A 25,457-nucleotide genomic window follows, 5' to 3' on the forward strand; every position below is an offset into this window, starting at 1 on the left:
GTTTGCAAGAGCCTGCGGGACCGTTCACGAAAGCGTTTCAAGGGAGAAACCCGGCCGGGGAGGGGGACCGGCCGGGTTTCGATCCCGCAATCTCTCGCGGGATGGGGCAGGGATGCCTTGTTGCCGAATCTGGTGCGGAACTCCCGCGATTCAATAGTTTCCCATCGAATCGCGGGAGGGTTTCGCCGTCAGTTGGCGCTGGCGACAGGCGCCACCAGCGGCGTGACGCGGCGGATGGCGACGCGCCGGTTCTCGCGCTCGCGCGCCTGGGTGTTCACCTTCAGGTACTGCTCGCCATAGCCTTGCGTGGCGAGGTTCTCCGGCGGGATGTCGAACACGTTGGTGAGCGCTTCGGCGACCGCCTCGGCGCGCTTGTCCGACAGCGCCAGGTTGGCGTTGTCCGAACCGACCGCATCGGTATGGCCTTCCAGAAGGAAGGTCTCGGCCGGGTTCTTCTCCAGGAGCTTCTGCATCGCGTTCGCCACGCCCTCGAGCTTGGGTATCTCGCTCTCCGCGATGGAAGCGGAGCCGAACTCGAAGGTCAGCGTGTCCATGTCGATGCGGCGCACCTTGTCGCGGATGCGGGCGGAACGCTTCACCTCGGTCAGCGAATAGGTGCGCTCGACCCGTTCCACCGGCGGCTGCTCGAGGAACTCGTAGTAGTCGTCCGGCTCGTCCACATATTCCGCGTCGAGGATATATTCCTCGCGTGGAATGGTGAGACGCATCGGCGGCAGGTCGAGGCCGGGGTCACGCCACACGCCCCTGTCCTCGTAATCGTCCTCGACATAGACGAGGATCACCTCGCGGTTGTCGGGCTCGATGCGCGAACGGCGGATGACATCGCCATAGCGGTTGCGGATGGTGACGATGCGCACCCCGTTCGGCCGGGTGACGACCTCGCGGATCCGGCCGCGCGGCAACTCGTCGTAATAGACGTCGTCGCGATCCCGGATGATGCGGGTGTAGTCGGGGCTGTCGATATAGGTGTGGTTGTTGATCTGGATGATCGTGCGGTTGTCGTTGAATTCCTCGACGACCCGCGTGTCCTGGTGGCGTTCGCGGCGCTCCTCGCGGAACCGCTGGCGCTCTTCGCGCGAGGCGCCGACCTCGATGCGGCGGCCTTCCTCCGAGGTCAGAGGCTGGATCTGCTCAGGCCGCATCGTCGCCTGCGCTGCCGCATCGCTTTCGGGCGGAGGACCCTGGTCGGCAGGCGGCTGCGGCTGAGCTGCCTGCTCGCCCTGCTGCTCGCCTTGCTGTCTGTCCCGTTGCCTGCGCTGCCGCTCGCCGGTCTGGGCAGGCTGCTCGCCTTCCAGGGCCGGTTGCTGGCCGGGCTCGGCTGCCGGTGCCGTTTCCTTCTGGCTGTCGAGGATCGGGGCGGCATTCGGATCGGCCGGAGCCTCGCCGGATTGCTCGCCCTGCTGCGCGGGCTGCCCGTCAGGCTGTTCACCCTGCCGCTCGCCGCGCCGGGCCGGTCGTCCGCCCTGTTCGGAGGGCTGTTCGCCTGTTAGGCCGGGTTGCTCGGCTGACGGCTGTTCGGTTGAAGGCTGTTCGCCCTGAGGCTGCTCGCCCTGCCGCTCCTGTGCAGGCACCTCCTCGGCCGGAGTCTCCGCAGCAGGGGCTTGCTGTTCTTCCTGCTGCTGCCGGCGCTCCTTGCGGCGTTCCTGACGGGGCTGCTGCTCTTCGGCAGCGGGAGCCTGCTGCTCTTCCGCAGCCGGGGCCTGCTGTTCCTCCTGCTGCTGCCGGCGCTCGTTGCGGCGTTCCTGACGGGGCTGCTGCTCTTCGGCAGCGGGAGCCTGCTGTTCTTCCGCGGCAGGGGCCTGCTGTTCCTGCTGCTGCCGCCTCTCCTTGCGGCGTTCCTGGCGGGGTTGCTGCTCTTCGGCGGCGGGAGCCTGCCGCTCTTCCGCAGCGGGGGCCTGCTGTTCCTCCTGCTGCCGCCTTTCCTTGCGGCGTTCCTGGCGAGGCTGCTGCTCTTCGGCAGCAGGAGCCTGCTGTTGTTCCTGCTGCTGTTGCCGGCGCTCCTTGCGACGTTCCTGGCGGGTCTTCTGCTCTTCAGCGGCGGGAGCCTGTTCGGGCGGGCAGGCCTCGCCCTCGCATTCGGCCTGGGCAAGGATCAGCGGTGCTTCGGTGGCGCGTGCGGCGAGCGGCTGGGCCGACAGCGGGAACGCGCCCAACGGCGCGGATGCCATGAGCAGGCCGAGCGCCGTGCCTGCCAGAATCCGTGGTTGGCGTTTCATCGATTGAATCTCCTAAGGATGTGGGTGTCCCTAACCTCGCCGAAACCCTGCTGTGTCAGTTTTGGTTCCGCCGGAGCCGCTTTGACAGCGCTATCGGGCGACACCCGGACGGCTTCGTGGCAATATCGTGTTCGGGAAGGGGCAGAAGCCGTGCTTGACCTTCTCTCGGCGAAGCATCACATGCGCGCGATGAGCGAGCCCTTCTGGAAGACGAAGACGCTGGAGGAGATGGACGCCGCCGAGTGGGAATCACTCTGCGACGGCTGCGGAAAGTGTTGCCTGTCCAAGCTAGAAGACGAGGACACGGGAGAAATCTACTTTACCAGCGTCGGCTGCCGGCTTTTCAACTCGAAGACCTGCCGCTGCAACGACTACGCGAACCGACAGTCGCAGGTCTCCGATTGCGTCAAGCTGACGCCCGAAAACGTCCGCACCATCGCGTGGCTGCCGAGCACCTGCGCCTATCGCCTGGTGGCGGAGGGACGCGACCTCTACCCCTGGCACCCGCTGATCTCAGGCGACAGGAACAGCGTGCACAAGGCGGGAGCCTCGGTGCGCGGCCGCGTCACCGCGTCCGAGGCGGACATGCAGGACCCCGAAGACTATTTCGAGCACATGCTCGACGGCGAGCCTTGAGCTCGGCCCCCGAAATCCCCCGGCATCGATGGCTTGCAACATGAACCTTGAATGAACGGACGATTCCCGTGCCGTTCAGTCGGGGTCGCGCAATCTCCGGTCAATCGCCTCGGCGAGATGACAGAAGGAGAAGAACATGTTGACCAAGCTCAGGACCGCCGCCTTTTCCGCCCTGATCGGCCTCGGCGCCATCGCCGCCGTGCCGGCCGCGGCCCAGGCCGAAGGCCTCTACCTCAATTACGGAAGCGGCTATGGCGGCTCCGGCTTCGGGGTCCAGGTCGGCGACTACGGCCGTCACCACTATCGCCCTGACCGCCGTCACTTCCGCGCCTGCACGCCGCAACGCGCCGCGAACAAGGCCGAGCGCTACGGCGTCCGTCGCGCCCGCGTGATCGATGTCGACCGCCGCACCATCACGGTCGCCGGCCACAAGTGGGGCGAGCGCGTGCGCATGACCTTCGGCCGTTCGGCCAACTGCCCGATCGTCCGCTGGTAGATCGCCGGCCTTAGAGTAGCGAGAGCCGCCGTCACCGACAGGCGCGCTCGAAAAAAAGCCCCGGAGGTCTCCTTCCGGGGCTTTTTCAGGCTGCCGGTTGCGGCTATTTCAGCTCGAAGGTCATGTTGACCTGCACGCGATAGCTGGTCTCGCCGGCCTCGATCGGCACCGAGGCCCCCATCATGGCGCGGTCGAAGGATTTTGCCTGGATCTGCATCGGCTGGGCGCCGAACGACTGGTCCATGATCTCGAGCACGCGGCCGAGCTGGACACCGGCGGCCTCGGCCAGGGTCTTCGCTCTGGTGGTCGCCTCGGCGACGGCATTCTTGCGCGCCTCGGTGATGGTGGCCGACGGATCGTCGTTGGTGAAGACGATGTTGCCGCCCTGGTTGACGCCCAGCGACACGGCCTTGTCGATGATCTCGCCGGTCTTGACGAGGTCGCGCACCCGCACCGTAAGCGTGTTGACCACCTGGTAGGCGACGAGTTCCGCGTCCTGGGTGCCGTCCGGCTTGTTGGTGTAGTTGTAGCGCGGCATGATCTGCAGGCCGGCCGTCTGCACGTCGCGGTCGGCGATGCCGAACTGCTTGACCGCCTCGATGACCTCCGCCATCGCGGCGTTGTTGGCGTCGAGCGCCTCGCGTGCGGTCTTTGCCTCGCGCATCACGCTGAGTGACAGGATCGCCATGTCGGGCGCCACCGTCGCCTCGCCCTCGCCGGTCACCACGATGCGTGGTTGTATCGGTTCAGCGGCGGCCGCCACGGCCGGCAGGGCCATCATCGCCGCGAGCCCCAGCGCCATCATTCTTCTGTTCATGAGGTTTCCTCGTAAGATTCACTGCAATTGCGACGTATGCCGCGATTATGGATGCATTGCGGCGGACGGTCTCCTCCGCCGCACGCCGATCGACACGACAATCTACGGCTGTATCGTACCTGGCGGAAGCTTGAGGCTGGCCGAATGCGCAGAGATTCTCTAAGAAAGTACGATCTACCGGAATTGAACCCGTTGTGAGGGGAGTGCAGGATTGTGCCACGTCGTCGTTCAGGGCTAGCTCTAGCGATCGCGGGTTCCTGCCTGCTTGCCGGTTCCGGCGCGTTCGCCCAGGAGCAGCCGGCCGCAGCGCCGCCAATGGTCGAGACCGCGGCCGTCAAGCTTTCGGAGGTCACCACGAAGACCGAGTTCGTCGGCTCGGTGGTCGCGGCGCAGCAGGTGGCGCTCATGGCGCGCGTCGAAGGCTTCCTCGACGAGGTGAACTTCACGGAAGGCACCTTCGTGAAGGCCGACAGCATCGCCTTCGTGATAGAGAAGGATACCTACCAGGCGGCGGTCGAAGGGGCGCAGGCTCAGCTCGAATCGGCGAAAGCGGCCGAGGCGGGGGCGGAAGCCAATCTCAAGCTGCAGGACATCAACCTGGTTCGGCAGCAGGAGCTGCTGAGGACTGCCGCCGTTTCCCAGTCGACCGTCGATCAGGCGCAGGCCAACCGGGACAACGCGGCAGCCCAGGTCGATCAGGCGAAGGCCCAGATCCTGCTGATGCAGTCGCAACTGCGGACCGCCCAGCTCAATCTCTCCTACACCGACGTGAAATCGCCGATCGCCGGCCGCATCGGCAGGGCGAACATCACGGAAGGCAACCTCGTGTCTCCGTCCAGCGGCGCGCTGGCGACCGTCGTGCAGACCGATCCGATCCGCGTCGTCTTCTCGATCTCCGACCGCGAATATCTCGGCGTGGTCAAGTCGCTGCAGCCGGACAATGCCGGCATCGCCGCCGATGCGGCTCACTTTCAGCCGAGGCTCAGGCTGTCCGACGGCAGCGACTACGACCAGCCGGGCAAGATCGCCTTCATCGACAACACGCTGGACCCGTCGACCGGCACGATCGCCGTCTATGCCGAATTCGCCAATCCGCAGCTGAAGCTCGTACCGGGCCAGTTCGTGTCGGTCACCGTGCAGTCCGGCGAAAGCGTCCAGCTTCCGGTGGTGCCGGCATCAGCCATCCTGCAGGATCAGGAGGGTGCCTATGTCTTCGGGCTTGGCGAAGGCAACCGCGCGGAAATTCGCCGCGTGACGCTTGGCCAGCGCGTCGGCACCGACTGGGCGGTGACGGCCGGGCTCGCCCAGGGCGAGATGGTCATCGTCTCCGGAATCCAGAAGGTGCAGGCAGGCGTCGCAGTGACACCGCAGCCGGCGGGGAACTGATCCATGTTCGCCGATATCTTCATCCATCGTCCCCGGCTGGCGATGGTGATCGCCATCATCATCACGCTCGCCGGCGCCCTGGCGCTCATCAACATACCGGTCGCGCAATACCCTGATATCACGCCGCCGACCGTGCAGGTGACCGCCAGCTATCCGGGTGCGGACGCGCAGACGCTGGCCGAGACGGTCGCCGCCCCCATCGAGCAGCAGGTCAACGGCGTCCAGGGCATGATCTACATGGCCTCGACCACCAGCTCGAGCGGTCTCTACACGCTGACGGTGACGTTCGCCGTCGGCTCCGATCCCGACATCGCGCAGGTCAACGTCCAGAACCGCGTGGCGCTTGCGACGCCGCAACTGCCCGACGCGGTGACGCGGCTCGGCGTCAACGTGCGCGCACAGCAACCGAACTTCCTGCTCATCGCCAACGTCTATTCGCCGAACGGATCGCGCGACGGGCTCTTCCTGTCGAACTACGCGCAGATCAACGTGGTGAACCCGGTGGCGCGCGTCGCCGGCGTCGGCTCGGCCAGCCTGATGGGCGGGCTCAGCTATTCGATGCGCATCTGGCTCGATCCGCAGCGCATGGCAGCCCTCGGCATCACGTCCGACGACGTCACCAACGCGATCCAGCAGCAGAACGTGCAGGCAGGCGCCGGCCTGATCGGCGCGCCGCCGATACCGAACGACCAGGTGCTGCAATATTCGATCACCGCGCTCGGCCGCCTCACCAGCACCGACCAGTTCGCGGACATCATCATCCGCGTCAACGACACCGGCGGCATCGTGCGCGTGCGCGACATCGCCAGGGTGGAACTCGGCGCGCAGACCTATGCCTCGATCAGCCAGCTCAACGGCCGGCCGGCGGCGACGATGGCGATCTACCAGTCGCCGGGCTCCAACGCGCTCGGCGTGGCGCAGGCGGTCAAGGCAGAGCTCGAATCGCTGAAAGGGCGCTTCCCCGACGACGTCGCCTATCAGGTCATCTACGATTCCACCGATTTCGTCCGCGCGACCGTACACGAGATCGTCTACACGCTGGCGCTCACCGGCGTCATCGTTCTCGCCGTCGTCTTCATCTTCCTGCAGGACTGGCGCGCCACGCTGATCCCCGCGCTCACCATCCCGGTGTCGCTAATCGGCGTCTTCGCGGTGCTGCTCGCCTTCGGCTTTTCCGCGAACACGGTCACCCTCTTCGCGCTGATCCTGGCGATCGGACTGGTGGTCGACGATGCGATCGTCGTCGTCGAGAACGTGCAGCGCGTGATGGAGGAGGAACCGGGCATCCATCCGGCGGAAGCCGCGCACAAGGCGATGGCGCAGGTGACCGGCCCGATCATCTCGACCACGCTCGTCCTCTTCGCCGTGTTCCTGCCGGTCGCTTTTCTCCCCGGCATCACCGGCCAGCTCTACCGGCAGTTCGCGATCACCATCACCGCGTCGGTGGCGATCTCAGCGCTCAATGCGCTGACGCTCAGCCCTGCACTTTGTGCCGTGTTCCTCAGGCCGCCGCGTGAGGGCAGGGGGCTGTTCCGCTACTTCAATCGCGGGCTCGACAAGACGCGCGACGGCTATTCCACTGTCAACCGGCTGCTGTCGCGCCGTTCCCTGATCGCGCTGCTGATCGTCGCCGCCTTTGGCGGTCTCGCGGCCTGGCAGTTCGTGCGCACCCCGACGGCCTTCATCCCGACCGAAGACCAGGGCGTGCTGTTCGCGAACATCCAGCTTCCCGACGCCGCCGCGCTGCCCAGGACACAGGGCGTCCTGGACAAGGTCGAGCAGATCGCCACGGCCACCGAGGGTGTGGCCAACGTCGTCACCATCTCGGGCTATTCGCTGCTGTCGGGAGCCATCCAGCCGAACAGCGGCCTGGCCCTCATCGTCCTGAAGCCGTGGGACGAGCGCAAGACGCCCGAGACGGGGCTGCGCGGCATCTACGCCAAGCTCAACCAGGATTTCGCCGCGCTCGGCGCCGCCAATATCATCCTCTTTCCGCCGCCCGCCATCCCCGGCGTCGGCAATGCCGAAGGCTTCGACTTCCGTCTCGAGGCGCTCGGCGGCCAGTCGCCGGAGGAGCTCGCGCAGGTCATGCGTTCCTTCATCGTGGCGGCGAATGCGGACCCGGCCATCGGCAGCGCCTATTCGACCTTCTCGGCCGAAGTGCCCGGCCTGTTCGTCGACATCGACCGCAACAGCGCGCAACGGCTGAACGTGCCGGTCTCGACGATCTTCAACACGCTGCAGGCGCAGCTCGGGTCGGCCTATGTCAACAACATCACGATCATGGGGCAGGTCTATCAGGTCAATGTGCAGGCCGATCAGGCCTTCCGGCGCACGCCCGACGACATATTGAAGATCTACGTGCGCAGCACCACCGGGGCGATGGTGCCGCTGCGCGCCGTCGCGACTGTCAGGGCGGAGCTTCAGCCGACGCTGCTTGCCCGCTACAACCAGTTCACCGCGGCGACCATCAACGGAACGCCGTCGGCGGGCTCGTCGTCCGGCCAGGCGATGGACGCGATGGCGAAGCTGGCCAGCACGTCGCTGCCGCAAGGCTACGCGTTCGAGTGGTCGAGCCTCTCCTACCAGGAGGCGCTGGCCGGCGCCTCGACGGTCGTCGTCTTCGCGCTGGCGATCATATTCGGCTATCTCTTCCTCGTCGCGCAGTATGAAAGCTGGACCATCCCCTTCGCGGTTCTCGCCTCGGTCGTGGTGGCCATCCTGGGCGCCATACTCGGCATCCAGATGGTCAAGCTCGGGCTGAACATCTACGCGCAGATCGGCCTGGTGCTGCTGATCGGCCTGGCGGCGAAGAACGCGATCCTGATCGTCGAGTTCGCCAAGGAGAGCTACGAATCCGGCAAGAGCCTGCAGGAGGCCGCGATCGAAGGCGGGCACATGCGCTTCCGCGCCGTGCTGATGACGGCGATCGCCTTCATCCTCGGCTCGGTGCCGCTGGTGCTGACGACCGGCGCGGGCGCGGCGAGCCGCGTCTCGATCGGCGCGACGGTGGTGGCCGGCATGCTGGCCGCGACCGTCATCGGCATCCTGCTCATCCCGGCGCTGTTCGTGCTCTTCGTCAGGCTGGGCGAGATGATCGGCGGCACCCGGCGCAAGGAACCCGCCGCCGCGACCCCGCCTGCCGCCTAGCCGAGGCAGCTGCCAGGGGCGGCGCCGGTTGGCGCCTCCCGTCCGCCGGCCGGCATCGGCTGATTGTCGACAGGCCTAGTCCACCAGCTCGAAATCGCCGGGCTTCCAGGTCTTGTCGAACCACGGCGCCTGGGGTCCGTAGAGCCTGAAGATCACGTTCCAGCTCTTGCCGGGCCTGGTCTGCACCCAGTTGCCTTCCTGGCCCTCCGGCGCCTGCGGGCCGAACCAGATCGTGTGGGACCCGTCCTCGTTTGCCTTCATCGCCGGGTTGAGGCTGTCGATCCCGGCCGCCCGCTGGTCCGTCTCCAGCAGCGAGCGCGTCTGCGAATCGTAGACGACGAAGGACCAGAAGGCTTCCGCCGGCACCGGCGCGGGCAGGGTGATCCTGTAGGTCTTGCCGCCGTCGAGATAGTCGCCCTTGGCGTCGCGCACCGCATAGGCGTAAGCCGATCCCGTCCCCGGTTTCGCCTCGGCCATCGAAGGCGTGATGCCGGTGGCGTAGTAGTGGAACGCCGTGCGCGCGTCGAGGAGCCTGGCGCCGGCCTCGAGGAACTCGTAGCTGCCGCCGATGAAGGCGTTGCGCCATTGCCGGTCCTCATAGAGGATCGCCTGCGGGTTGCGCGGCGCGAAAAGCAGGGCGCGCGCCGTCGCATTGCCGACGGCGATGGCGTCGGACAGGATCTCCTTCGTCTTCTCGCTCGGCTCGAAAGGCTTGCCCTTCTGGATTCCGATCGCAGCGAAAAGCCCCGCCATCTCGGGATCGAAGGCACCGGCGGGTTCGGCCTGGACGGCAGCGTTGAGTTCTTCGTAGAAGCTGAAGTCGTTGGGGGGGATCGTGTTGAGCTGCACGCCCGATATGTTCGAGAAGGTGGACGGCGGCGGGTTCTCCGCTGCCGACAGCGGGTAGATCCTGGCCTTCTCCTTGACGTTCCTCACCGTCGCGGCAATGTCGCCGTTCTCCACGAAGGCGCGATAGAGGCCGACCAGGTGGTTGGTCCGCGACGGGACCATGTAATAGCCTTCCGGCGGGAGCTCGCCGGAATAGCCCGGCGGCACGAAAAGATACTTGCCTCCCTTGCCCTGGTCCGGGCCGGTGATGCCGAGATCGGTGATGAAGCGGAACGCGGCGTCGTTGACCGGCCCCAGCACGGAAGGCGGCACCTCGACGACCATCGGACCGTCGGTGAGGTCGAGGCAGTGGAAGACATAGGGCGTCGCCGGGTTGGGCGTCAGGAGCAGCGAACGCGCGTCGACCAGCGTCTCGGTGATGGCGATGCCGCCATTCTTCCTTACCCCGACCGCCTCCAGCCCCTTGCAGATGGCGTGCACTGAGGCGACCGGCACGCCCGACAGGAAGGCCTCGATCCCGCGGGTGAAATCGAGATTGTCGTAGATCCTGGCGACCGTCTCGGCGTCCGGCAGGCCGTCGAAGAACTTCAGCGTGCCGATCCGGCTTTCGGTCGCCTCCGGCGTCAGGATCGAAGGCGGGATCTCCGCCGAATAGTCCGGCTTCTCGCCGTCTTCCTGCGCGTGCAGCGAGGCCGCCATCATGAAAAAAGCAAGCAACGCCGTGGCCGCCACCACTGACGTATTCGTGCACTTCACCGTGATTCCTCCTAGCAGTGTGCGCCGCACCCTATGCGCGCCCGATGACAGGCACAAGCGACGCGTCGGGGGATCGGCCCCGACAGGTCAGAATTCGGCCCTTCTCCCTGGAACCGGGCGAAAGACGCCGTTCCGGCCGCCTGTTTGAGCACTGCGATCCGGTGGAGTGCTGAGGAGGCGGCGTGCGCCTGGACCGGCTGTCCCGGCTGCATGGATGGATTTTGCGCTCTTTTCGCAACTGGCAATTTTGTTGCTTCAGCGTGATTTTGCACAAACTGTTGGAATCGCTGGGAGTCCGCCCAACAAGAGCGACATCTGTGACGCCTCCTGCAAAAAATTCTTTCGCAACTGCACTCACGCCACTCCCGGTTGAGCGATACTTCTCGTCATCTCCTGCACGGGAACGCGGGTCGCGAACCGGGCGAGCGTGGCAGGGACGGTACCGGTTCGGTCGCGCGGAGGTGGCGCGGCTGGGTGATGAGCCCCGAGGACCGGGCCCTGACCGAGGTCGCGCGGTGAAACGATTCTGCGTCCCCTCCAGGTAGGGCAAGTATGCCGGCGGGGTACGGGAAACCGGCCACGTAATACTATTGAGAGGCCAGGCCCCGTGCCCCGCTTCCCACCTTTTCCGGCAATGGCCAGATGCGAAAGCAGGCGTGGCATCGATGAAGCGCGGGAGAAGGAAAATTGCACATTCGGCCGAAGCCCGAGCCCGCGACCGCGGGCCGCCGGCTGTCCGGCGCCCTCGCGGAGGCCAGCGAGCAAAGCGAGCGCCCGGCCGCGAGCGAAAGGAGGCCGTGGCCCAATCGCGAAAACCTGTTTGTCTGATTTGTCGGACTTGCGCTCGTTTCGACTCCGCGCAACTGTAGGGCGACATGGGAATGGCTGCCGGTCTCGGGCCCGGCGACATCGGCGCGCAGACGCCGCGACAGGAGAAACGCCGGCAGGAGGTGCCGGCGTAATGGTCTGATGGTTCCCGAAGGGAGGGAGTGGAATGAAGAAGCTGCTTGTATTGAGTGCGCTCGCCGCAATGCTGGCGTCTGGCACCGCTCTTGCCGACACCAGCGGCAAGAAGATCGCGTTCTCGAACAACTATGCCGGCAATTCGTGGCGACAGGCGATGCTGAAGAGCTATGACGCGGTGACCAAGAAGGCGGTCGCCGACGGCGTGGTGGCCGCGGCCGACGTGTTCACCACCGCCGACCAGGAAGTGCCGACCCAGGCTGCCCAGATCCAGAACCTGATCCTGCAGGGCTATGACGCGATCGTCATCAACGCCTCGTCGCCCGACGCGCTTAACGGCGCCGTCAAGCAGGCCTGCGACGCCGGCATCGTGGTCGTCTCGTTCGATGGCATCGTCACCGAGCCCTGCGCCTACCGCGTCGTCGTCGACTTCGAGGACATGGGCCGGCAGGAAGTCGAGCAGATGAAGGCCTTCCATCCGGACGGCGGCAATCTGCTGGAAATACGCGGTCTTGCCGGCACCTCGATCGACGAGGCGATCCATAAGGGCATCCTCGCCGGCGTGGAGGCCAATCCGCAGTTCAAGATCGTCAACTCGGTGACCGGCAACTGGGACCAGACGACGGCGCAGAAGGCCGTCGCCACGGTGCTACCCTCGCTGCCCGACATCGTCGGCGTCGTTACCCAGGGTGGCGACGGCTACGGCACGGCGCAAGCCTTCGCGGCGGCCGGCAAGCCGCGCCCGACCATCATCATGGGCAACCGGCAGGACGAGTTGCAGTGGTGGAAGGAGCAGAAGGAGAAGGACGGCTACAAGACCTGGTCGGCCTCCATCGCGCCGGGTGTCTCGACGCTCGCCTTCTGGGTCGCCCAGCAGGTGCTCGACGGCCGCACCGACGTGCCGCACGACCTTCTGGTGCCGTACCTCGCCTTCACCCAGGACGATTTCGAGGCGGCCCTGCCGAACATCGAGGTCGGCGGCGTGGCGAGTGCGGAGTACACGCAGGAAGACGCGGTCAAGGCCATCGAGGCCAACATCAAGAAATGATCGTGGAGCGTCTTCCGGCGGGTGGCGGAGACTGATGTCCGGCACCCGTCCCAACATCGTGAAGCTGGACGGCGTCGAAAAACATTTCGGCGCCGTCCGCGCGCTCGACGGCGTCGACTTCAGCGTTGACGCCGGCGAATGCATCGGCCTCGTCGGCCACAATGGCGCCGGCAAGTCGACGCTGATGCACACGCTGGCCGGCACGCTCGTGCCCGACCGGGGGCGGATCGCCGTGCGCGGCTCGGCGGAGGAAAACTATTCCGTCGTGCGCGCGCAGCGGCTCGGCATACGCTGCGTCTTCCAGGAACTGTCGCTCTGCCCCAACCTCAGCGTGGCGGAGAACACGCGCGTCAACCACCCGTCGCTGAAGGGTTTCGGCTGGCGCAAGAGATCCGCCGCGCTGATCGCCGCCAAGCTCGACGAGATTTTCCCCGGCCATGGCGTCGACCCGTCCGACGTCGTCAGCGACCTGTCTATCGGCAAGCGCCAGATGGTCGAGGTGGCGCGCGCGTTCACCGTCACCGACGACCCGCTGGACCTCGTCATCCTCGACGAGCCGACCTCCTCGCTCGACGCCCATACGGCCGGCCAGTTGCTCGCCTTCGTCAGGCGCTTCGTGGCGGGCGGCAGGAGCTGCATCCTGATTTCGCACCTGCTCGGCGAAATCCTCGAAAATGCCGACCGCATCGTCGTCATGCGCGACGGCAAGGTCGTGGCGACGGACGCAGCCTCGGCCTTCGACCGGGAAAGGCTGGTCGCCACGATGGGCGGCGCGGAGCATCACGAGAAGACCATCGCTGCCGCCAAGGCCGAGGCCAAGCAGGGGGCGGCCCTGCGGGTCCGCGCCCGTCCGGCGCGTCAGGGCGACGACAAGGAACTCGTCGCGCGTGAAGGCGAGATCATTGGCCTTGCCGGACTGGCGGGGCACGGCCAGACCGATCTCCTGCTTGCGATCTTCGACGGCGCGCGCCGGCGCAAGGCAGGTGTCGAAGTGACCGCTCCGGTCGCGCTGGTTGCCGGCGACCGCCAGACCGACGGCATCTTCCCGCAATGGTCGATCTCGGAGAACATCGGCATCCGCTCGCTGGCGCGTCTGCGCAACGGGCTGCTGATCTCGCCGCGTCGCGAGGCCGAGCTTGCCGAAACGTGGAAGAAGAAGATCGGCATCCGCACGCCCGACATGGGCAACAACATCCTGTCGCTGTCGGGCGGCAACCAGCAGAAGGCGCTGTTTGCGCGGGCGCTCGGCTCCGACGCCAGGATCGTGCTGATGGACGACCCGATGCGCGGCGTCGACATCGGCACCAAGCTCGAGGTCTACGACCTGATCCGCGAGGAGGCGAAAAACGGCCGCACCTTCCTCTGGTACACGACCGAGACCGACGAACTCGACCATTGCGACCATGTCTACGTTTTCCGCGGCGGCCGCATCGTCGCAAACCTCGATCGCGGCGAACTCACGGAAGAAAAAGTGATCCAGTCTTCGTTCAGCGAGGCGTCATGACAACGACCGCCATCGAACGGTCGGTGGCGCGTCCAGGGTCCGCCTCGCGGGCTCGGATGCTGCGCGCCATGCTGCCGGCGCTGTCGCTGTCGCTCGTGGTGATCGCCATCGCCTGGCTCAATCCGCGCGCGATCAGCTATTTCGGCTTCAGCCTGATGCTGAACCTCGCTATCCCGATCGCGCTGGCGACGATCGCGCAGATGTTCGTCATCGCGAGCAACGAGCTCGACCTGTCGATCGGCACCTTCGTCGGCTTCGTCGGCTGCGTCACCGCGACCTGGCTGCGCGAGGCGCCGCTGGTCGGCGTGCTGATCCTGCTCGGCTCGATCGGCGTCTACGCGCTGCTTGGCGCGCTGATCCATCTGCGCAACCTGCCGTCCATCGTCGTTACCCTCGGTATGAGCTTCGTCTGGCAAGGGCTTGCGATCCTTACCCTGCCGACGCCCGGCGGCAAGGCGCCGGAATGGCTCTCGGCAATCATGGGGTTCAAGCCGCCTCTCGTCCCGTTCCCGATCGTGGCGGCCGTGGTCATCGCGCTCGTCGTGCATTTCGGCCTGATGCGCACCTCCTACGGCGCCATTCTGCGCGGCTCTGGCGGCAATCCGGTGGCGCTCGGGCGCGCCGGCTGGTCGATCCTCAGGGTAAAGGTCACGCTCTTTGCGCTTGCGGGCCTGTTCGGGGTCCTGTCCGGAATGGCGCTGATCGGCATCACCACCTCCGGCGACGCCAATATCGGCAATGGTTACACGCTGCTGGCGATCGCCGGCGTCATCCTCGGCGGCGGTGAGTTCGTCGGCGGGCGCGTCTCGCCGATCGGTGCGGTGCTGGGCGCGCTGACGCTGGCGCTGGCCGCCTCGCCGCTGCTCACCTTCATGAAGATACCGCCCGACTGGCAGGTCGCGGCGAACGGCATCATCCTGATCGTCGTGCTTGCCGCCCGCGTGCTGATCAGCCGGAGGGAACGCTGAGATGACGCAGGTCCGCGCGATCTTCTCCACGCCCTGGATATGGTCCTTCGTCGGGGCCTTCGCGGTGTGGCTGGCGACGATCATCTTCACGGGCGGCGTCGGCGGCGGCGGCATGATCACGGCCGCGCTTTCGCTCGCCGTCTTCATGGTCATCGTCGGCGTTGGCCAGATGTTCGTCATCACGCTCGGGCCGGGCAATGTCGACCTGTCGCTGCCCGCCAATATCGGGCTGGCGAGCGCGGTGGCGATGACCGTGATGAACGGTCAGGATTCGCGTATCGCGCTCGGGCTTCTCGCCGCCCTCGCTTCCGGCGCCGCGGTCGGCATCGCCAACTACCTGCTGATCTGGGCGCTGCGCATCCCGCCGATCATCGCCACGCTGTCGGCGAGCTTCATCATCCTTTCGATCGACATCGCCTTCGGGCGCGGCCTGCAGATCAAGCCGCCGCCGGGCTTCGCCGACTTCACCAACGTGCAGGTCGCCGGCATCCCGGTCATTGCGATCCTCATCGTGCTCTTCACCATCGTTGCGGCAGTAGCGCTCAACCGCATGATCTACGGCCGTTCGGTGCTCGCCATCGGCCAGAACATCCGCGCGGCCTGGCTCGCCGGCGTCAATGTGGGCTGGATACGCTTCCTCACCTATACGCTCTGCGGTACGCTCGGCGGCCTCAACGGCGCTCTGCTCGCCGGTTATTTCCGCGGCGCCAATGTCGATATCGGCAGGGAGTACCTGCTGTCGTCGATCGCCGTGGTGGTGATCGGCGGCACCTCGGTCGCAGGCGGCAAGGCGAACGTTCCCGGCATATGGGGCGCGTCGCTTTTCCTGGTGCTGCTGCTCACCATGCTGAACACGTTCGGGGTGAGCGCGGGCGTCAGGCTGCTGCTCACCGGCCTCATCATCGTGGGGGTCATTACCGTCGCGGGCGGCGAAAAGGCGCCGCGCTAGCGCGGCCGTCAGACACCGGCCTCGACCGGATCGACCGACATCGCCGCGAGGTCGAGCATGGTGAAGCGGTCGCGGATCAGCCGCGCATTGGCGACCGCCTCGCGGTAGAAGGGCAGGGGCAGGCCGACATCCTGCGGCGCCGTCGGCGCGCCGACTGCGAGCAGCGCCTGCTCCAGCTCCACCGGCGCTCGGGCCACCCGGCGCAGCCGCTCGCGGATCGCGGGCCATTCCGCGGCGAGTTTCCGGTTGAGTTGATCGGTCGCGTCCTTGTCGAAGACCTTGGGCAGGAAAGCCTGCCAGCAGGCGCGGCCGACCTCCGGGCCGAATTTTTCGATCGTGGATGTTTCAGTGTCCGACGTCGGAGCCAGCTGCAGAGCGTCCAGCGCCAAGACACGCTGCTGCAGCCGCGCCATGGTCAGCGTCGTCACCGCGATGTGCTCGCCGTGGAAGGCCTGCGGCAGGTTCTCGCCGCGCATGTCGATATAGTGCGCGATCAGGTGCTCGCCCTGGCTCGCCGGGTAGGACCCCCCGCAAAGCGTCATGCCGAGCCCCGACATCACGAGCGTGCGCACCAGAAGCTCGACCGCGGACACGTCGCCGGCCTTCAGCGCGGACGCTGCCTCGATCATCGCGTCCTCGTCGTCGGCGAGCAGCATGAAAGGCGCCTCGCGGTAGGGCTTGCCGAGCAGAAGGTGAGCCATCAGCCAGTCGGTCTGGGCCGTGGCGCGCGCCAGCGAATCGCCGAAACCGGAGGCGATCAGCCGCTGCGGCGCCGCCGCCATCACGTCGAGATCGAGGAAGACGCCTTTGGGCATCGTCGCCGGTAGCGACTTCTTCAGGCCGTGTTCGGTGATCGCCGCCGACACCGAGGTGTAGCCGTTCATCGAAGGCGCCGTGCCGAAGACGGCATAGGGCCTGCCGGTCAGATGCGCTGCATATTTGGTGATGTCGTTGATCGAGCCAGAGCCCACGGCAATCAAGGCGTCGGCCGTTCCTGTCCTGGCGATGACGCCGTTCACCGCGTCCATGTCGGGATGGGGGAGGCGGGAAAGGACGATCTCGTCGACCTTATGGGAGGCAGCGAGCAAAGCCGTGACCTGCTCGCCCATGGCGGCGCGCGTATCCGGATCCATGATCACGGCGAACGATTTGCCCAGGGAGAGGGGTGCTACCAGCGAAGCCGCCGCCTTGCCCAGTCCGCGCGCCAGCGCGATGTGCTTCAGAGGCGGAACCAGCATGCCGCCACCGTCAGGATCGCGGAGCTTTCCTGCAAGCAGACGATCGAGCATCTCCTTTGACATCGTTTCGGCCTCCCGTCAGTCGGCGTGTGGCGGCACGGGTGATCTGAGTCGATAAAGCGGTTTCATGTGCCGGCACTCGCGGACTGGCCGGGGCGAGGCCGAGGCGCCATCGGACCCTCCGCCCCGCAATCGGCAAGGATGTCGCGCAATTGCGACAGGATCGAGCCCTTGTTCGGCGAATAGGAGCCGTTGAAGACCGCCGTGCCGATGGTGAAGGCATCGGCGCCGGCGGCCTCGATCGCCCGGACGCGTTCGGGGGAGGCGATCGCACCGGCGACGATCAGGTATTTGTCTGGCCCGAGCCCGCTCCGTGCGGCTTTCACGAGGTCGATCGGGTCGGCCTCGGTGGCGCGGAAGGCGAGGAGATCGCATCCGGCGCAACCCCTGGCGACGAAGTCGCGGCAATGGGCCTCGACGTCCGAAGGCCTGCCGCCGAGTCTGGTCGGATGGCCGGTCGGCTTGCCCGGGAAAGGATAGTATCGGGTGTCGCTGCCATCCAATATGTCCATGATCTCGTCGACCTGCGTTCCCCCGAGCAGCCGGTCGACGCCGAGATCGCGCGCCACGCGTGCGGACGCCAGGCATGCTTCCGGCGTCGTCGAGACGACTTCCATGTATGAGGTGGCACCTGCCGTACGGATAGCTCTGGTCAACGCCTTCTGCACATCGGGCGAAATGCCGACATCCTTGAAGCCGACATGTTTCAGGCCGACGGGACGGATCAGTTCGACCAGGTCGAGGCAATCCTCGACCGTGCGATCGTCGCGTGTCAGCATGAAGATGAAGTCCATGGAAAGCCCCTGCTTGGCGAGACCGTGGTCGCGGCGAAGCCACTTCGCATCCGCCTGCCCGGTGACATAGCATCGCTGCAGGCAGCGTGGGGCACAATCCGGCGCTTGGCCTATCATGTACCTGCCACACGGCCCAGCCTTGTGCGAGACCTCCCGACGGGTAGAAATCGTCGCGCATTTTTCGGCGGACGCGCCTTCGCCTCGGGTCGATACTGTCGCCAGGGAGGCGCGGAAAGTGATTGCGGCTGGGGTCGAAGCCGGCTTGGGCTTCTTTGCCGGATTATCCACGACGAGCGACCGTCGGGGATGTGCAGGTCCTTTCCAGTTCGTGTAGCGGTTCCGGCTCCGCGCGCTTGTTCGCGACTTGTGCGGCGCGCCAAAAGCAACTAATGCAGCCGCGTGGGGCCTGTAGCTCAATGGTTAGAGCCGGCGGCTCATAACCGCTTGGTTGGGGGTTCGAGTCCCTCCGGGCCCACCAACGTCCTGCAATATGTCGTTGCCAAACAAAAGCGAATTTGATCCAAAAAATAGCGAATTGCCTTCTAAGCGGCGCACCTCTTTTTCCGCCCGTTCAAGAATAAGGTTTCGCTGCTGAAGGCCCGAGAGCGCTCAGAAAAAAATTTTTGCGTGACAAGTAAGATTGTCTTTGGAAGATTCGCTTCTCCAAAGCTGCCACGTTAATGCCGCGCTTCCACGCAGCTATTTCAAAAAGAGTAGCGATTCGGTTTTCTACGACCGGAAGGTGGCGGGCTTCATTTTCCAAGCGTGGTCTTGCTGAGCGAGTTATGCACGGGGTCAGCACACGATCTTTGGGTGCGATGTCACTAACTCCAGGCGCAAAAGCTTCGCTAGCCAGCCCTGATCTAAAACACGGCGTTCCCTTCTTTTCCGGCGTAGCGGGTGGCGCGTACGGATCATTGCATTGAATTCAAAAGGCTTTTGAAAGAACGCGGAATAGCGGTGCTATTTGCGGATGAAATGTCCGGTAGGTCTGGGCTTCGATCTGAAGTCGGCAGGGAGGCGCGTGGGCAGCCAGGGGGTGCACGCGCCCGCGACCTGGGTCTGCCCTTTCCAGGTACGCCCGGTCCACTGAACGCCATCACCGACATTCCGGGACTGGCCGTCGGCTTCTGCACGCTTACCGATCCTGCGCGGAAGATCCGCACCGGCGTCACCGCCATCCTTCCCCGTCCGGAACGTGAGGCTAGGCCGGTCTGGGCCGGCCAGTTCACGCTGAACGGCAACGGCGAGATGACCGGAACGCATTGGGTGAACGACGCTGGCTATTTCGTTGGCCCGGTGCTGATCACCAGCACACATGGCGTGGGCGCAGCCCACACCGGAGCCACCCGCTGGATGCTCGACCATTACAGCGATCACTTCCATGGCCCCAACCACGCCTGGGCCATGCCGATCGTCGCCGAGACCTACGACGGCGTTCTCAACGACATCAACGCCATGTTCGTCACCCCCGAGCATGCGATCGCGGCGCTCGATGCGCGCTCGACCGGACCGGTGGCCGAGGGTTCCACGGGGGGCGGAAACGGTATGATCGCCTATGAGTTCAAGGCCGGAACCGGCAGCGCGTCGCGCCAGGTTAAAGTCGGCGGGCGCCATCACATTGTGGCGACGCTGGTGCAAGCAAACCACGGCATCCGGCCGTGGCTCAACATCCTTGGCAATCCGGTGGGCAGGCTGATGCCGGAGGGTACCCTGCACAGCCAGGAGACCGGCTCGATCATCGTCATCCTTGCCACGAATGCACCATTGTCGCCGCTGGCGCTGCGGCAGATGGCCAAGCGCGCGGCAATCGGCATCGGTCGTGGGGGTACTCCGGGAGGCAACAATTCCGGAGATATTTTTCTCGCGTTCTCGACGGCGAATCCGGCGCCGATGCCGGAGGCCGCTTCTGTCTTCTCGATGCGCGAGGAAATCAATCAGGATGCGCTCGACCCCTTTTACCTAGCTGCCGTCGAGGCGGTGGAAGAGGCCGTGGTCAATTCCCTCGTCGCGGGCGAGGACGTGCCCACCTTCAAGCCTCCTGACAAGGTCTGTCGCGCAATCGACCGCGAACGGCTTGCCGAACTGTTTGCGCAGTGATCATCTTCCCGGTGCGAACAAGGCAAGGCGAGCAACCCATTCGCGGCTACCAAACGCCGGTCATCTATGCTCGGCGATCACCGCCAGGAAGGCCGGGCCGTAGCGGTCGAGCTTGGTTTCGCCGACGCCGGGCAAATCGGCCATCTCGGCACGCGACGCGGGCCGCGCCGCCGCCAGTTCGATCAGCGTCTTGTCGTGGAAGATCACATAGGGCGGCACGTTCTGCAGGCGCGCGATCTCCGTGCGTTTCTGCCTGAGCGCCTGGAACAGGTACTGGTCCGCCTCGCTGACGGCGGACTGCGCGGCATTCCGCGTGACCTTGCCACGCCGGGCGCGCGGAGGCGGCGGCACGCGCAGCATCAGCGTCGGCTTGTCGCGCAGGAAGTCGCGGCCATCAGGCGCTATCGACAGGCCACCGTGGCCGGCAAGATCGACGTCGACAAATCTCAGCGTGATCAGCTGGCGCAGGATCGCCCGCCATGTGCGGTTGTCGTGCTCTCTTCCGATGCCGAAGGTGGAGATGCGGTCGTGGCCGAACTGGGTGATGCGCTCGTTTTCGACGCCGAGCAGCACGTCGACGACATAGGCCTGCCCGAAACGCTCGCCGGTGCGGTAGATGCATGACAGCGCCTTCTGCGCCGCGATCGTGCCGTCGAACAGTTTTGGCGGCTCGGCGCAGGTGTCGCAATTGCCGCACGGCTCGGCATGGTCGCCGAAATAGGAGAGCAGCACCCGCCGGCGGCAGTCCGCCGTCTCGGCCAGTCCCAAAAGTGCGTCGAGCTTCTGGCGCTCCATGCGCTTGCGCTGGTCCGACGCGTCCGATTCCTCGATGAAGCGGCTGCGCAGCGCGATGTCCTCGGAGCCGTAGAGCATGAGGGTGTCTGCGGCCAAGCCGTCGCGCCCGGCGCGGCCGGTCTCCTGGTAATAGGCCTCGATGCTGCCGGGCAGATCGAGATGCGCGACGAAACGCACGTCCGGCTTGTCGATGCCCATGCCGAAGGCGATGGTGGCGACCATGACGACCGCCTCGCCGCGCTGGAAGCGCATCTGGTTGGCCTCGCGCGCCGCCTTGTCCATGCCGGCGTGATAGGCGAGCGCGTCGTAGCCGAGGCCCTGCAGCCAGGCGGCGGTCTCCTCGGTCTTCCGCTTCGACAGGCAGTAGACGATGCCGCTTTCGCCCTCATGCCGTTTCAGGAAATCCTTCAGCTGCGCACGCGGATTGTCCTTTTCCTCGATGGCATAGCGAATGTTGGGCCGGTCGAAGCCGGCGATGAAGGCGTCAGTTTCGGCGATCTCGAGGTGCGACAGGATCTCTGCGCGCGTCGGCTCGTCGGCCGTCGCAGTCAGCGCCATGCGCGGCGTACCGGCAAAGCGCGGCACCAGCGCGTCGAGCTGCCGATAGGAAGGACGGAAATCGTGCCCCCATTGCGACAGGCAGTGCGCCTCGTCGATGGCGATAAGCGACAGCTTCACCCGGTCCAGTTGCTCCAGCACGCCCGGCCGCAGCAGCGTTTCGGGGGCGACGTAGAGCAGGTCGAGATTGCCGCCGTGGACGTCGCGCCACAGGGCGCGCCGCTCGTCGGCCGGCAGGTCGGAGTTGAGGGCTGCCGCCCGCACGCCAGCCTGCCGCAAGGCCGCCACCTGATCGGCCATCAGCGCCAGCAGCGGCGATACGACGAGCCCCATGCCGGGACGGACGATGGCGGGGATCTGGTAGCAGAGCGACTTGCCGCCGCCCGTCGGCATCAGCACGAAGGCGTTGTGGCCTGATATCACATGCTCGACGATCCGCGCCTGCGGTCCCCTGAACGCATCATAGCCGTAGACGGTCTTGAGTATTTCGAGGGCGGGCATGGTCATCGGCGGCAGCAGGGAGAATCATGGAGACGTCCCTCATAGCAGCTTCGCCGCGCCGAAACCGTAGAGCTCGTGGATATGCCAGTCGGTGACGAGCAGCGCCCGTTCGCGCGACACCATCCCCGCAAGCAGCCTGTCTGGGATCATCGTGCCCGTATGCGGAAAGGTGACGAGAAGAGGAGCTCTCCGCGCACGACTTCCATTGCGCCGGCCGAGGACGGCTCGGCTGCCTTCAGCGGCTCCAATTCGTGTCTCCGATCCGTTGCCCCAGCTTGGCGGCGGTGCGCAGCAAGGCGTGGCGGACGTCGCTCTGCTGCCCCTCGTTCAGATTCGCCACGGGAAACGAAACGCTGAGCGCTATGCCGGAAGGTTCGCTGGCCGCCGTCAATGCGACGCTTATCGAGGTTATGCCGTCGATGATCTCCTGCCTCGTCTCCGCCCAGCCCCTTTTGCGTATCGTCGCCAGCTCGGCCAGAAGGCGGTCCATCGAGGTCAGCGTGTTCTCGGTGAAAACCGGCAGGTCCGACGAGCGGTACAGCGCGCGGATCTTCTCGTCTTCCAGGCGCGCCAGCAGGGCTTTGCCGGCGGCCGTGGCGTGGGACGGCAGCTGGCTGCCCACTTCGACCACCAGCCGGATCGGGTAACCGCCGTGAATGCCGTCGACAACCGTTATGTCGGTTCCCGAAAGCACTGACATCCAGCAGGAATGGCCGGTTTCCGTCGCAAGCTCCTTCATGCCCTCGCGGATGATGTCGCGCGTCGAGACGGTGGAGGAATAGAGCGCGCCGAGCCTGCGCGCGAGCGGCCCGATGCCGTAGACGCCACCCTTCGACACCTGCGCAACGATCTCGCTTTTGCGCATCGCGGAGAGCAGCCGGGACGCCGAACTCTTTGGAATCGCAAGCTCCTTGGCCACTTCGCTGACGCTGATCTGCATGCGCTCCGTCGAGAACAGCTCCAGCACCTTCATAGCATTCGTGACGGATTTCATGATTCCGCTTGACACCCGTTTTCTGGTACAGTTTCATAATAAGCATATAGTTTCACATTGTGCAACACATAAAGCAGGTAATTCAGATGACTTTGACTGTCGGTGCGGCCATAGCCCGGACGTTGCAGGAATACGGGGTGACCTGCGTGTTCGGCATGGAGGACCCCGTGAACATCGTGCATGGGCTGGACGGCAACGCCGTCAGGGTCGTCACTGTGCGCGACGAGAAGCACGGGGCGATCATGGCGCACGGCTATGCGAAGGCGACCAACCGCCCCGGCGTCTGCCTGTCGACGTTCGGCCCCGGCGCAACCAACCTCGCCACCGGCCTCCTCGAGGCGCAGAAGTCCTCGATCCCCGTCATCGCCTTCGTGCAAGAGATCGCCCAGTCGAACCGCGGCAAGCATTCGTCGAGCGAACTGGACCACGGGCTGGCGCTTTCGCCCTACGTGAAATGGGTCGGCCGCATCGAGATGCGCGAGCGCGCGCTGGAAATCACCCGCCATGCCTTCCGCATCGCCACCTCCGGGCGGCCGGGTCCGGTCGTCGTGCTCTGTCCGCCGGATGTGATGGCGCAAGTCGCGCATGAAGACGGCGTGGCCAACCAGGAGCGGTACACCTCGTTCCCGTCCATGCGGACCCGGCCTTCGCGGGAAGCGGTGGCGGAAGCCGCGGAAATCCTGCTTTCGGCACGCCGCCCAGCCATCCTGTCGGGAGGCGGCGTCATCATTTCGCAAGCGTGGGACGAAATGCTCGCGCTCGCCGAGAAACTGCGCGCGCCGATCGCCACCACGATGAACGGCAAGGGCGCCGTTCCGGAGGATCATCCGCTGAGCGCCGGCGTATCGGGCACCTCGACCGGCGGCCAATACGGTCGCGGCATCATTGCAAACACCGTCCTTGAGGAAGCGGACGTCGTCCTGATCGTCGGCTCCCGCAACGGCCAGATCTGCTCCTTCAACTGGACGCTGCCGAGACCGGGAACGCGGGTCATCCACATCGACATGGACCCCGAGGAAATCGGCCGCAATTTCCTGACCGAGGTGCCGCTCTTGGGCGACGCGCGCGAAACGCTGCAGGATCTGCTTGCCGAGATCGGCGGCCGCGCGCCGTCTTCGCGGGACCCGGCGCCGCGTCTCGACGCGCTGCGCGCCGAATGGGAGAGCGAGGTCAGCGAGGTCTTCGCCTCGCAGCAAACGCCGATCCGCCCCGAGCGGCTGCTTCGCGAGATATCGGACCGCGTGCGCGACGACACCGTGATCGTCACCGACGCGAGTTACATCACCGGATGGGCCATGAGCCACATCGACACCGTGGGCAAGGGCAAGGCGATGATTTCGCCGCGCGGCACTGGCGGCATCGGCTGGTCGCTGCCGGCAGCCATCGGCGCCAAGATGGGGGCGCCAGACAGCACGGTCATCTGCGTGACCGGCGACGGCGCGTTCGGCTACGTCTTCAACGAGCTGGAAACGGCCGCGCGCTACCGGGTGCCGCTTGTCGTCATCGTCTTCAACAACGGCACGCTCGGTTTCCAGAAGCACTACGAACAGAAGATGTTCGGCAGCTACCGCGAGTGCGATTTCCTCGAAATCGATTTTGCCGAAGTCGCGCGCAGCCTGAAATGCAGGGGCGAACGCGTCACCGACCCGGCCCTCATCGGCGCGGCCATCGAACGGGCTCTCGCCGGCAACGAGCCATACGTCATAGACGTCATTATCGACCCCGACGCGATGGCGCCCATCGTCGGCATGAGCTCGGATCTCGTCATGCAGTCGCACTAACCGAAACCTGGTCCAGAATAAAAAGGGGAATAAAAATGCTCAAACGACTGAAGCTGGCCCTGGTGGCCGTATCGTTACTGGTGGGCGCAACCGCCACAGGCAGCGCCCAGGAAGCTCTGCAGCGCGTGCTGCAGGAAAAGGTCATCAAGGTAGGTGTCGTGCCGGGCTGGCCGCGCTTCCTCATGAAGAAGCCGGATGGCGACGGCTACGAAGGCTTCCTCGCCGACGACCTCAAGAACTTCGAAGAGCGCATGGGCATCAAGGTCGAATATGTTGCGACCAACTGGGCCGGCATCGTCGCCGGTCTTCAGGCTGGCACCTTCGACGTCATGGTTGGCGGCGGCGTCACGCCCGAGCGGGCCGCGGCCCTTGCATTCGGCAAGCCCTACGCGTTCTTCAACACGTCGGCGCTGGCGCGCCCTGACAGCGATGCGCAGTCGCTGGCCGATCTCGATCAGGAGGGCAAGGTCCTCTCCGTCGTTTCCGGAACGGCCATGCACACCTTCGCGCGCAACCACATCAAGAACGCCCAGATTTCCGCCCTGGCCGATTCCTCCTCCGCCGTGCTCGACGTGATGCAGGGCCGGGCCGACGCCTATATCGGCGATTCCTGGACCAACTTCATCCGCGCCGAGGAGCGTCCCGACGAACTCAAGCTCGTGCGTTTCAAGGACGACGAAACCGAATGGGGCGGCCTCGCCTTCGCGGTGAGGTATGACGACGCCGATTTGCTCGCCCTGCTCGACGGCTACGTTACGTCGATGCAGCTTCAGCGCTGGTATCACACGCTGACGAAGCGCTACAGCCTTCCCGAGGAAACGCCCATCGGACCGCGCTGAGCCAAGGACGACGTGACCTGCGGGGCGGAGGCGTGTCC

At 65.6% G+C, this 25,457-nt stretch carries 18 protein-coding genes and 1 tRNA gene; 12 read left to right on the forward strand and 7 right to left on the reverse strand.

All coding sequences use genetic code 11. The features are described from left to right. Positions 1-188: 188 nt before the first annotated feature. The gene (locus D8676_RS06825; RefSeq protein WP_348629002.1) at positions 189-1,592 is read right to left on the reverse strand and encodes an OmpA family protein; all 1,404 of its coding nucleotides are present in this window, start codon (positions 1,590-1,592) and stop codon (positions 189-191) included. 834 nt (positions 1,593-2,426) lie between these two features. On the opposite strand from D8676_RS06825, the gene D8676_RS06830 reads away from it, so the two are divergent. Together D8676_RS06830 and D8676_RS06835 are read left to right on the forward strand one after the other, a co-directional pair. After that, positions 2,427-2,873 (forward strand): YcgN family cysteine cluster protein, encoded by a 447-nt coding sequence (locus tag D8676_RS06830; RefSeq protein WP_121580453.1) that lies wholly within the window; start codon positions 2,427-2,429, stop codon positions 2,871-2,873. Positions 2,874-3,009: 136 nt separating this feature from the next. Then, on the forward strand, positions 3,010-3,369 hold the full coding sequence (locus D8676_RS06835; RefSeq protein ID WP_121580092.1) for a hypothetical protein: 360 nt from the start codon (positions 3,010-3,012) through the stop codon (positions 3,367-3,369). 103 nt (positions 3,370-3,472) lie between these two features. On the opposite strand, the gene D8676_RS06840 is transcribed toward D8676_RS06835, so the two are convergent. Beyond that, positions 3,473-4,186, reverse strand: coding sequence for an SIMPL domain-containing protein (locus tag D8676_RS06840; protein WP_121580093.1), 714 nt, complete (start codon positions 4,184-4,186; stop codon positions 3,473-3,475). A gap of 315 nt (positions 4,187-4,501) precedes the next feature. On the opposite strand from D8676_RS06840, the gene D8676_RS06845 reads away from it, so the two are divergent. Together D8676_RS06845 and D8676_RS06850 are read left to right on the forward strand one after the other, a co-directional pair. Then, positions 4,502-5,572, forward strand: coding sequence for an efflux RND transporter periplasmic adaptor subunit (locus D8676_RS06845; RefSeq protein ID WP_210210706.1), 1,071 nt, complete (start codon positions 4,502-4,504; stop codon positions 5,570-5,572). Between the two features lie 3 nt (positions 5,573-5,575). Beyond that, positions 5,576-8,722 carry a multidrug efflux RND transporter permease subunit gene (locus D8676_RS06850; protein WP_121580095.1) on the forward strand — a complete coding sequence of 1,049 codons (3,147 nt, stop codon included), beginning with the start codon at positions 5,576-5,578 and terminating at the stop codon, positions 8,720-8,722. 75 nt (positions 8,723-8,797) lie between these two features. Here the strand turns inward: D8676_RS06850 and D8676_RS06855 are convergent, their stop codons facing one another. After that, a complete protein-coding gene (locus tag D8676_RS06855; RefSeq protein ID WP_245426641.1) occupies positions 8,798-10,327 on the reverse strand; it encodes a DUF1254 domain-containing protein in 1,530 nt (509 codons plus the stop codon). Between the two features lie 994 nt (positions 10,328-11,321). Between D8676_RS06855 and D8676_RS06860 the strand changes: the two genes are divergently transcribed. The 4 genes from D8676_RS06860 to D8676_RS06875 are packed head-to-tail and all read left to right on the forward strand — an operon-like array spanning position 11,322 to position 15,759. Further along, positions 11,322-12,338 (forward strand): ABC transporter substrate-binding protein, encoded by a 1,017-nt coding sequence (locus tag D8676_RS06860; RefSeq protein WP_121580096.1) that lies wholly within the window; start codon positions 11,322-11,324, stop codon positions 12,336-12,338. 34 nt (positions 12,339-12,372) lie between these two features. Then, the gene (locus D8676_RS06865) at positions 12,373-13,842 is read left to right on the forward strand and encodes a sugar ABC transporter ATP-binding protein (RefSeq protein ID WP_121580097.1); all 1,470 of its coding nucleotides are present in this window, start codon (positions 12,373-12,375) and stop codon (positions 13,840-13,842) included. Further along, positions 13,839-14,810 carry an ABC transporter permease gene (locus tag D8676_RS06870; protein WP_121580098.1) on the forward strand — a complete coding sequence of 324 codons (972 nt, stop codon included), beginning with the start codon at positions 13,839-13,841 and terminating at the stop codon, positions 14,808-14,810. Before D8676_RS06865 ends, D8676_RS06870 begins: the two co-directional genes overlap by 4 nt. A 1-nt stretch (position 14,811) precedes the next feature. Then, a complete protein-coding gene (locus D8676_RS06875; protein ID WP_121580099.1) occupies positions 14,812-15,759 on the forward strand; it encodes an ABC transporter permease in 948 nt (315 codons plus the stop codon). Positions 15,760-15,767: 8 nt separating this feature from the next. Here D8676_RS06875 and D8676_RS06880 read toward each other — a convergent pair whose 3' ends face one another. Then, entirely contained in the window at positions 15,768-17,060 is a 1,293-nt protein-coding gene (locus D8676_RS06880) for a sn-glycerol-1-phosphate dehydrogenase (RefSeq protein ID WP_121580100.1), read from the reverse strand. A 62-nt stretch (positions 17,061-17,122) separates the two neighbouring features. Beyond that, on the reverse strand, positions 17,123-17,968 hold the full coding sequence (locus tag D8676_RS06885) for a hypothetical protein (protein ID WP_183097004.1): 846 nt from the start codon (positions 17,966-17,968) through the stop codon (positions 17,123-17,125). A gap of 285 nt (positions 17,969-18,253) precedes the next feature. Between D8676_RS06885 and D8676_RS06890 the strand changes: the two genes are divergently transcribed. Together D8676_RS06890 and D8676_RS06895 are read left to right on the forward strand one after the other, a co-directional pair. Further along, a tRNA-Ile gene (locus tag D8676_RS06890) sits at positions 18,254-18,329 on the forward strand. 422 nt (positions 18,330-18,751) lie between these two features. After that, entirely contained in the window at positions 18,752-19,951 is a 1,200-nt protein-coding gene (locus D8676_RS06895; protein WP_245426642.1) for a P1 family peptidase, read from the forward strand. 60 nt (positions 19,952-20,011) lie between these two features. On the opposite strand, the gene recQ is transcribed toward D8676_RS06895, so the two are convergent. Together recQ and D8676_RS06905 are read right to left on the reverse strand one after the other, a co-directional pair. Continuing rightward, positions 20,012-21,811 (reverse strand): DNA helicase RecQ, encoded by a 1,800-nt coding sequence (gene recQ, locus D8676_RS06900; RefSeq protein ID WP_121580102.1) that lies wholly within the window; start codon positions 21,809-21,811, stop codon positions 20,012-20,014. Positions 21,812-22,040: 229 nt separating this feature from the next. Continuing rightward, positions 22,041-22,799: an IclR family transcriptional regulator gene (locus D8676_RS06905; RefSeq protein ID WP_121580103.1), complete on the reverse strand. Its 759-nt coding sequence runs from the start codon at positions 22,797-22,799 to the stop codon at positions 22,041-22,043. 86 nt (positions 22,800-22,885) lie between these two features. Here D8676_RS06905 and D8676_RS06910 point away from each other — a divergent pair, with 86 nt between their 5' ends. Together D8676_RS06910 and D8676_RS06915 are read left to right on the forward strand one after the other, a co-directional pair. Continuing rightward, positions 22,886-24,580, forward strand: coding sequence for a thiamine pyrophosphate-binding protein (locus D8676_RS06910; RefSeq protein ID WP_121580104.1), 1,695 nt, complete (start codon positions 22,886-22,888; stop codon positions 24,578-24,580). 35 nt (positions 24,581-24,615) lie between these two features. After that, positions 24,616-25,419, forward strand: coding sequence for a transporter substrate-binding domain-containing protein (locus D8676_RS06915; RefSeq protein WP_183097005.1), 804 nt, complete (start codon positions 24,616-24,618; stop codon positions 25,417-25,419). The last annotated feature ends 38 nt before the right edge of the window (positions 25,420-25,457 follow it).

Origin of the sequence: Mesorhizobium sp. YM1C-6-2 (assembly GCF_003666685.1) — a bacterium.
Taxonomy (GTDB): domain Bacteria; phylum Pseudomonadota; class Alphaproteobacteria; order Rhizobiales; family Rhizobiaceae; genus Mesorhizobium_K.

Bases quoted from the DNA above. Each gene is read 5' to 3' on its own strand.
- D8676_RS06830 (WP_121580453.1), top strand. From the start codon at position 2,427: ATGAGCGAGCCCTTCTGGAAGACGAAGACGCTGGAGGAGATGGACGCC.
- D8676_RS06835 (WP_121580092.1), top strand. From the start codon at position 3,010: ATGTTGACCAAGCTCAGGACCGCCGCCTTTTCCGCCCTGATCGGCCTC.
- D8676_RS06840 (WP_121580093.1), bottom strand. From the start codon at position 4,186: ATGAACAGAAGAATGATGGCGCTGGGGCTCGCGGCGATGATGGCCCTG.
- D8676_RS06845 (WP_210210706.1), top strand. From the start codon at position 4,502: ATGGTCGAGACCGCGGCCGTCAAGCTTTCGGAGGTCACCACGAAGACC.
- D8676_RS06850 (WP_121580095.1), top strand. From the start codon at position 5,576: ATGTTCGCCGATATCTTCATCCATCGTCCCCGGCTGGCGATGGTGATC.
- D8676_RS06860 (WP_121580096.1), top strand. From the start codon at position 11,322: ATGAAGAAGCTGCTTGTATTGAGTGCGCTCGCCGCAATGCTGGCGTCT.
- D8676_RS06865 (WP_121580097.1), top strand. From the start codon at position 12,373: ATGTCCGGCACCCGTCCCAACATCGTGAAGCTGGACGGCGTCGAAAAA.
- D8676_RS06870 (WP_121580098.1), top strand. From the start codon at position 13,839: ATGACAACGACCGCCATCGAACGGTCGGTGGCGCGTCCAGGGTCCGCC.
- D8676_RS06875 (WP_121580099.1), top strand. From the start codon at position 14,812: ATGACGCAGGTCCGCGCGATCTTCTCCACGCCCTGGATATGGTCCTTC.
- D8676_RS06880 (WP_121580100.1), bottom strand. From the start codon at position 17,060: ATGTCAAAGGAGATGCTCGATCGTCTGCTTGCAGGAAAGCTCCGCGAT.
- D8676_RS06885 (WP_183097004.1), bottom strand. From the start codon at position 17,968: ATGATAGGCCAAGCGCCGGATTGTGCCCCACGCTGCCTGCAGCGATGC.
- recQ (WP_121580102.1), bottom strand. From the start codon at position 21,811: ATGACCATGCCCGCCCTCGAAATACTCAAGACCGTCTACGGCTATGAT.
- D8676_RS06905 (WP_121580103.1), bottom strand. From the start codon at position 22,799: ATGAAATCCGTCACGAATGCTATGAAGGTGCTGGAGCTGTTCTCGACG.
- D8676_RS06910 (WP_121580104.1), top strand. From the start codon at position 22,886: ATGACTTTGACTGTCGGTGCGGCCATAGCCCGGACGTTGCAGGAATAC.
- D8676_RS06915 (WP_183097005.1), top strand. From the start codon at position 24,616: ATGCTCAAACGACTGAAGCTGGCCCTGGTGGCCGTATCGTTACTGGTG.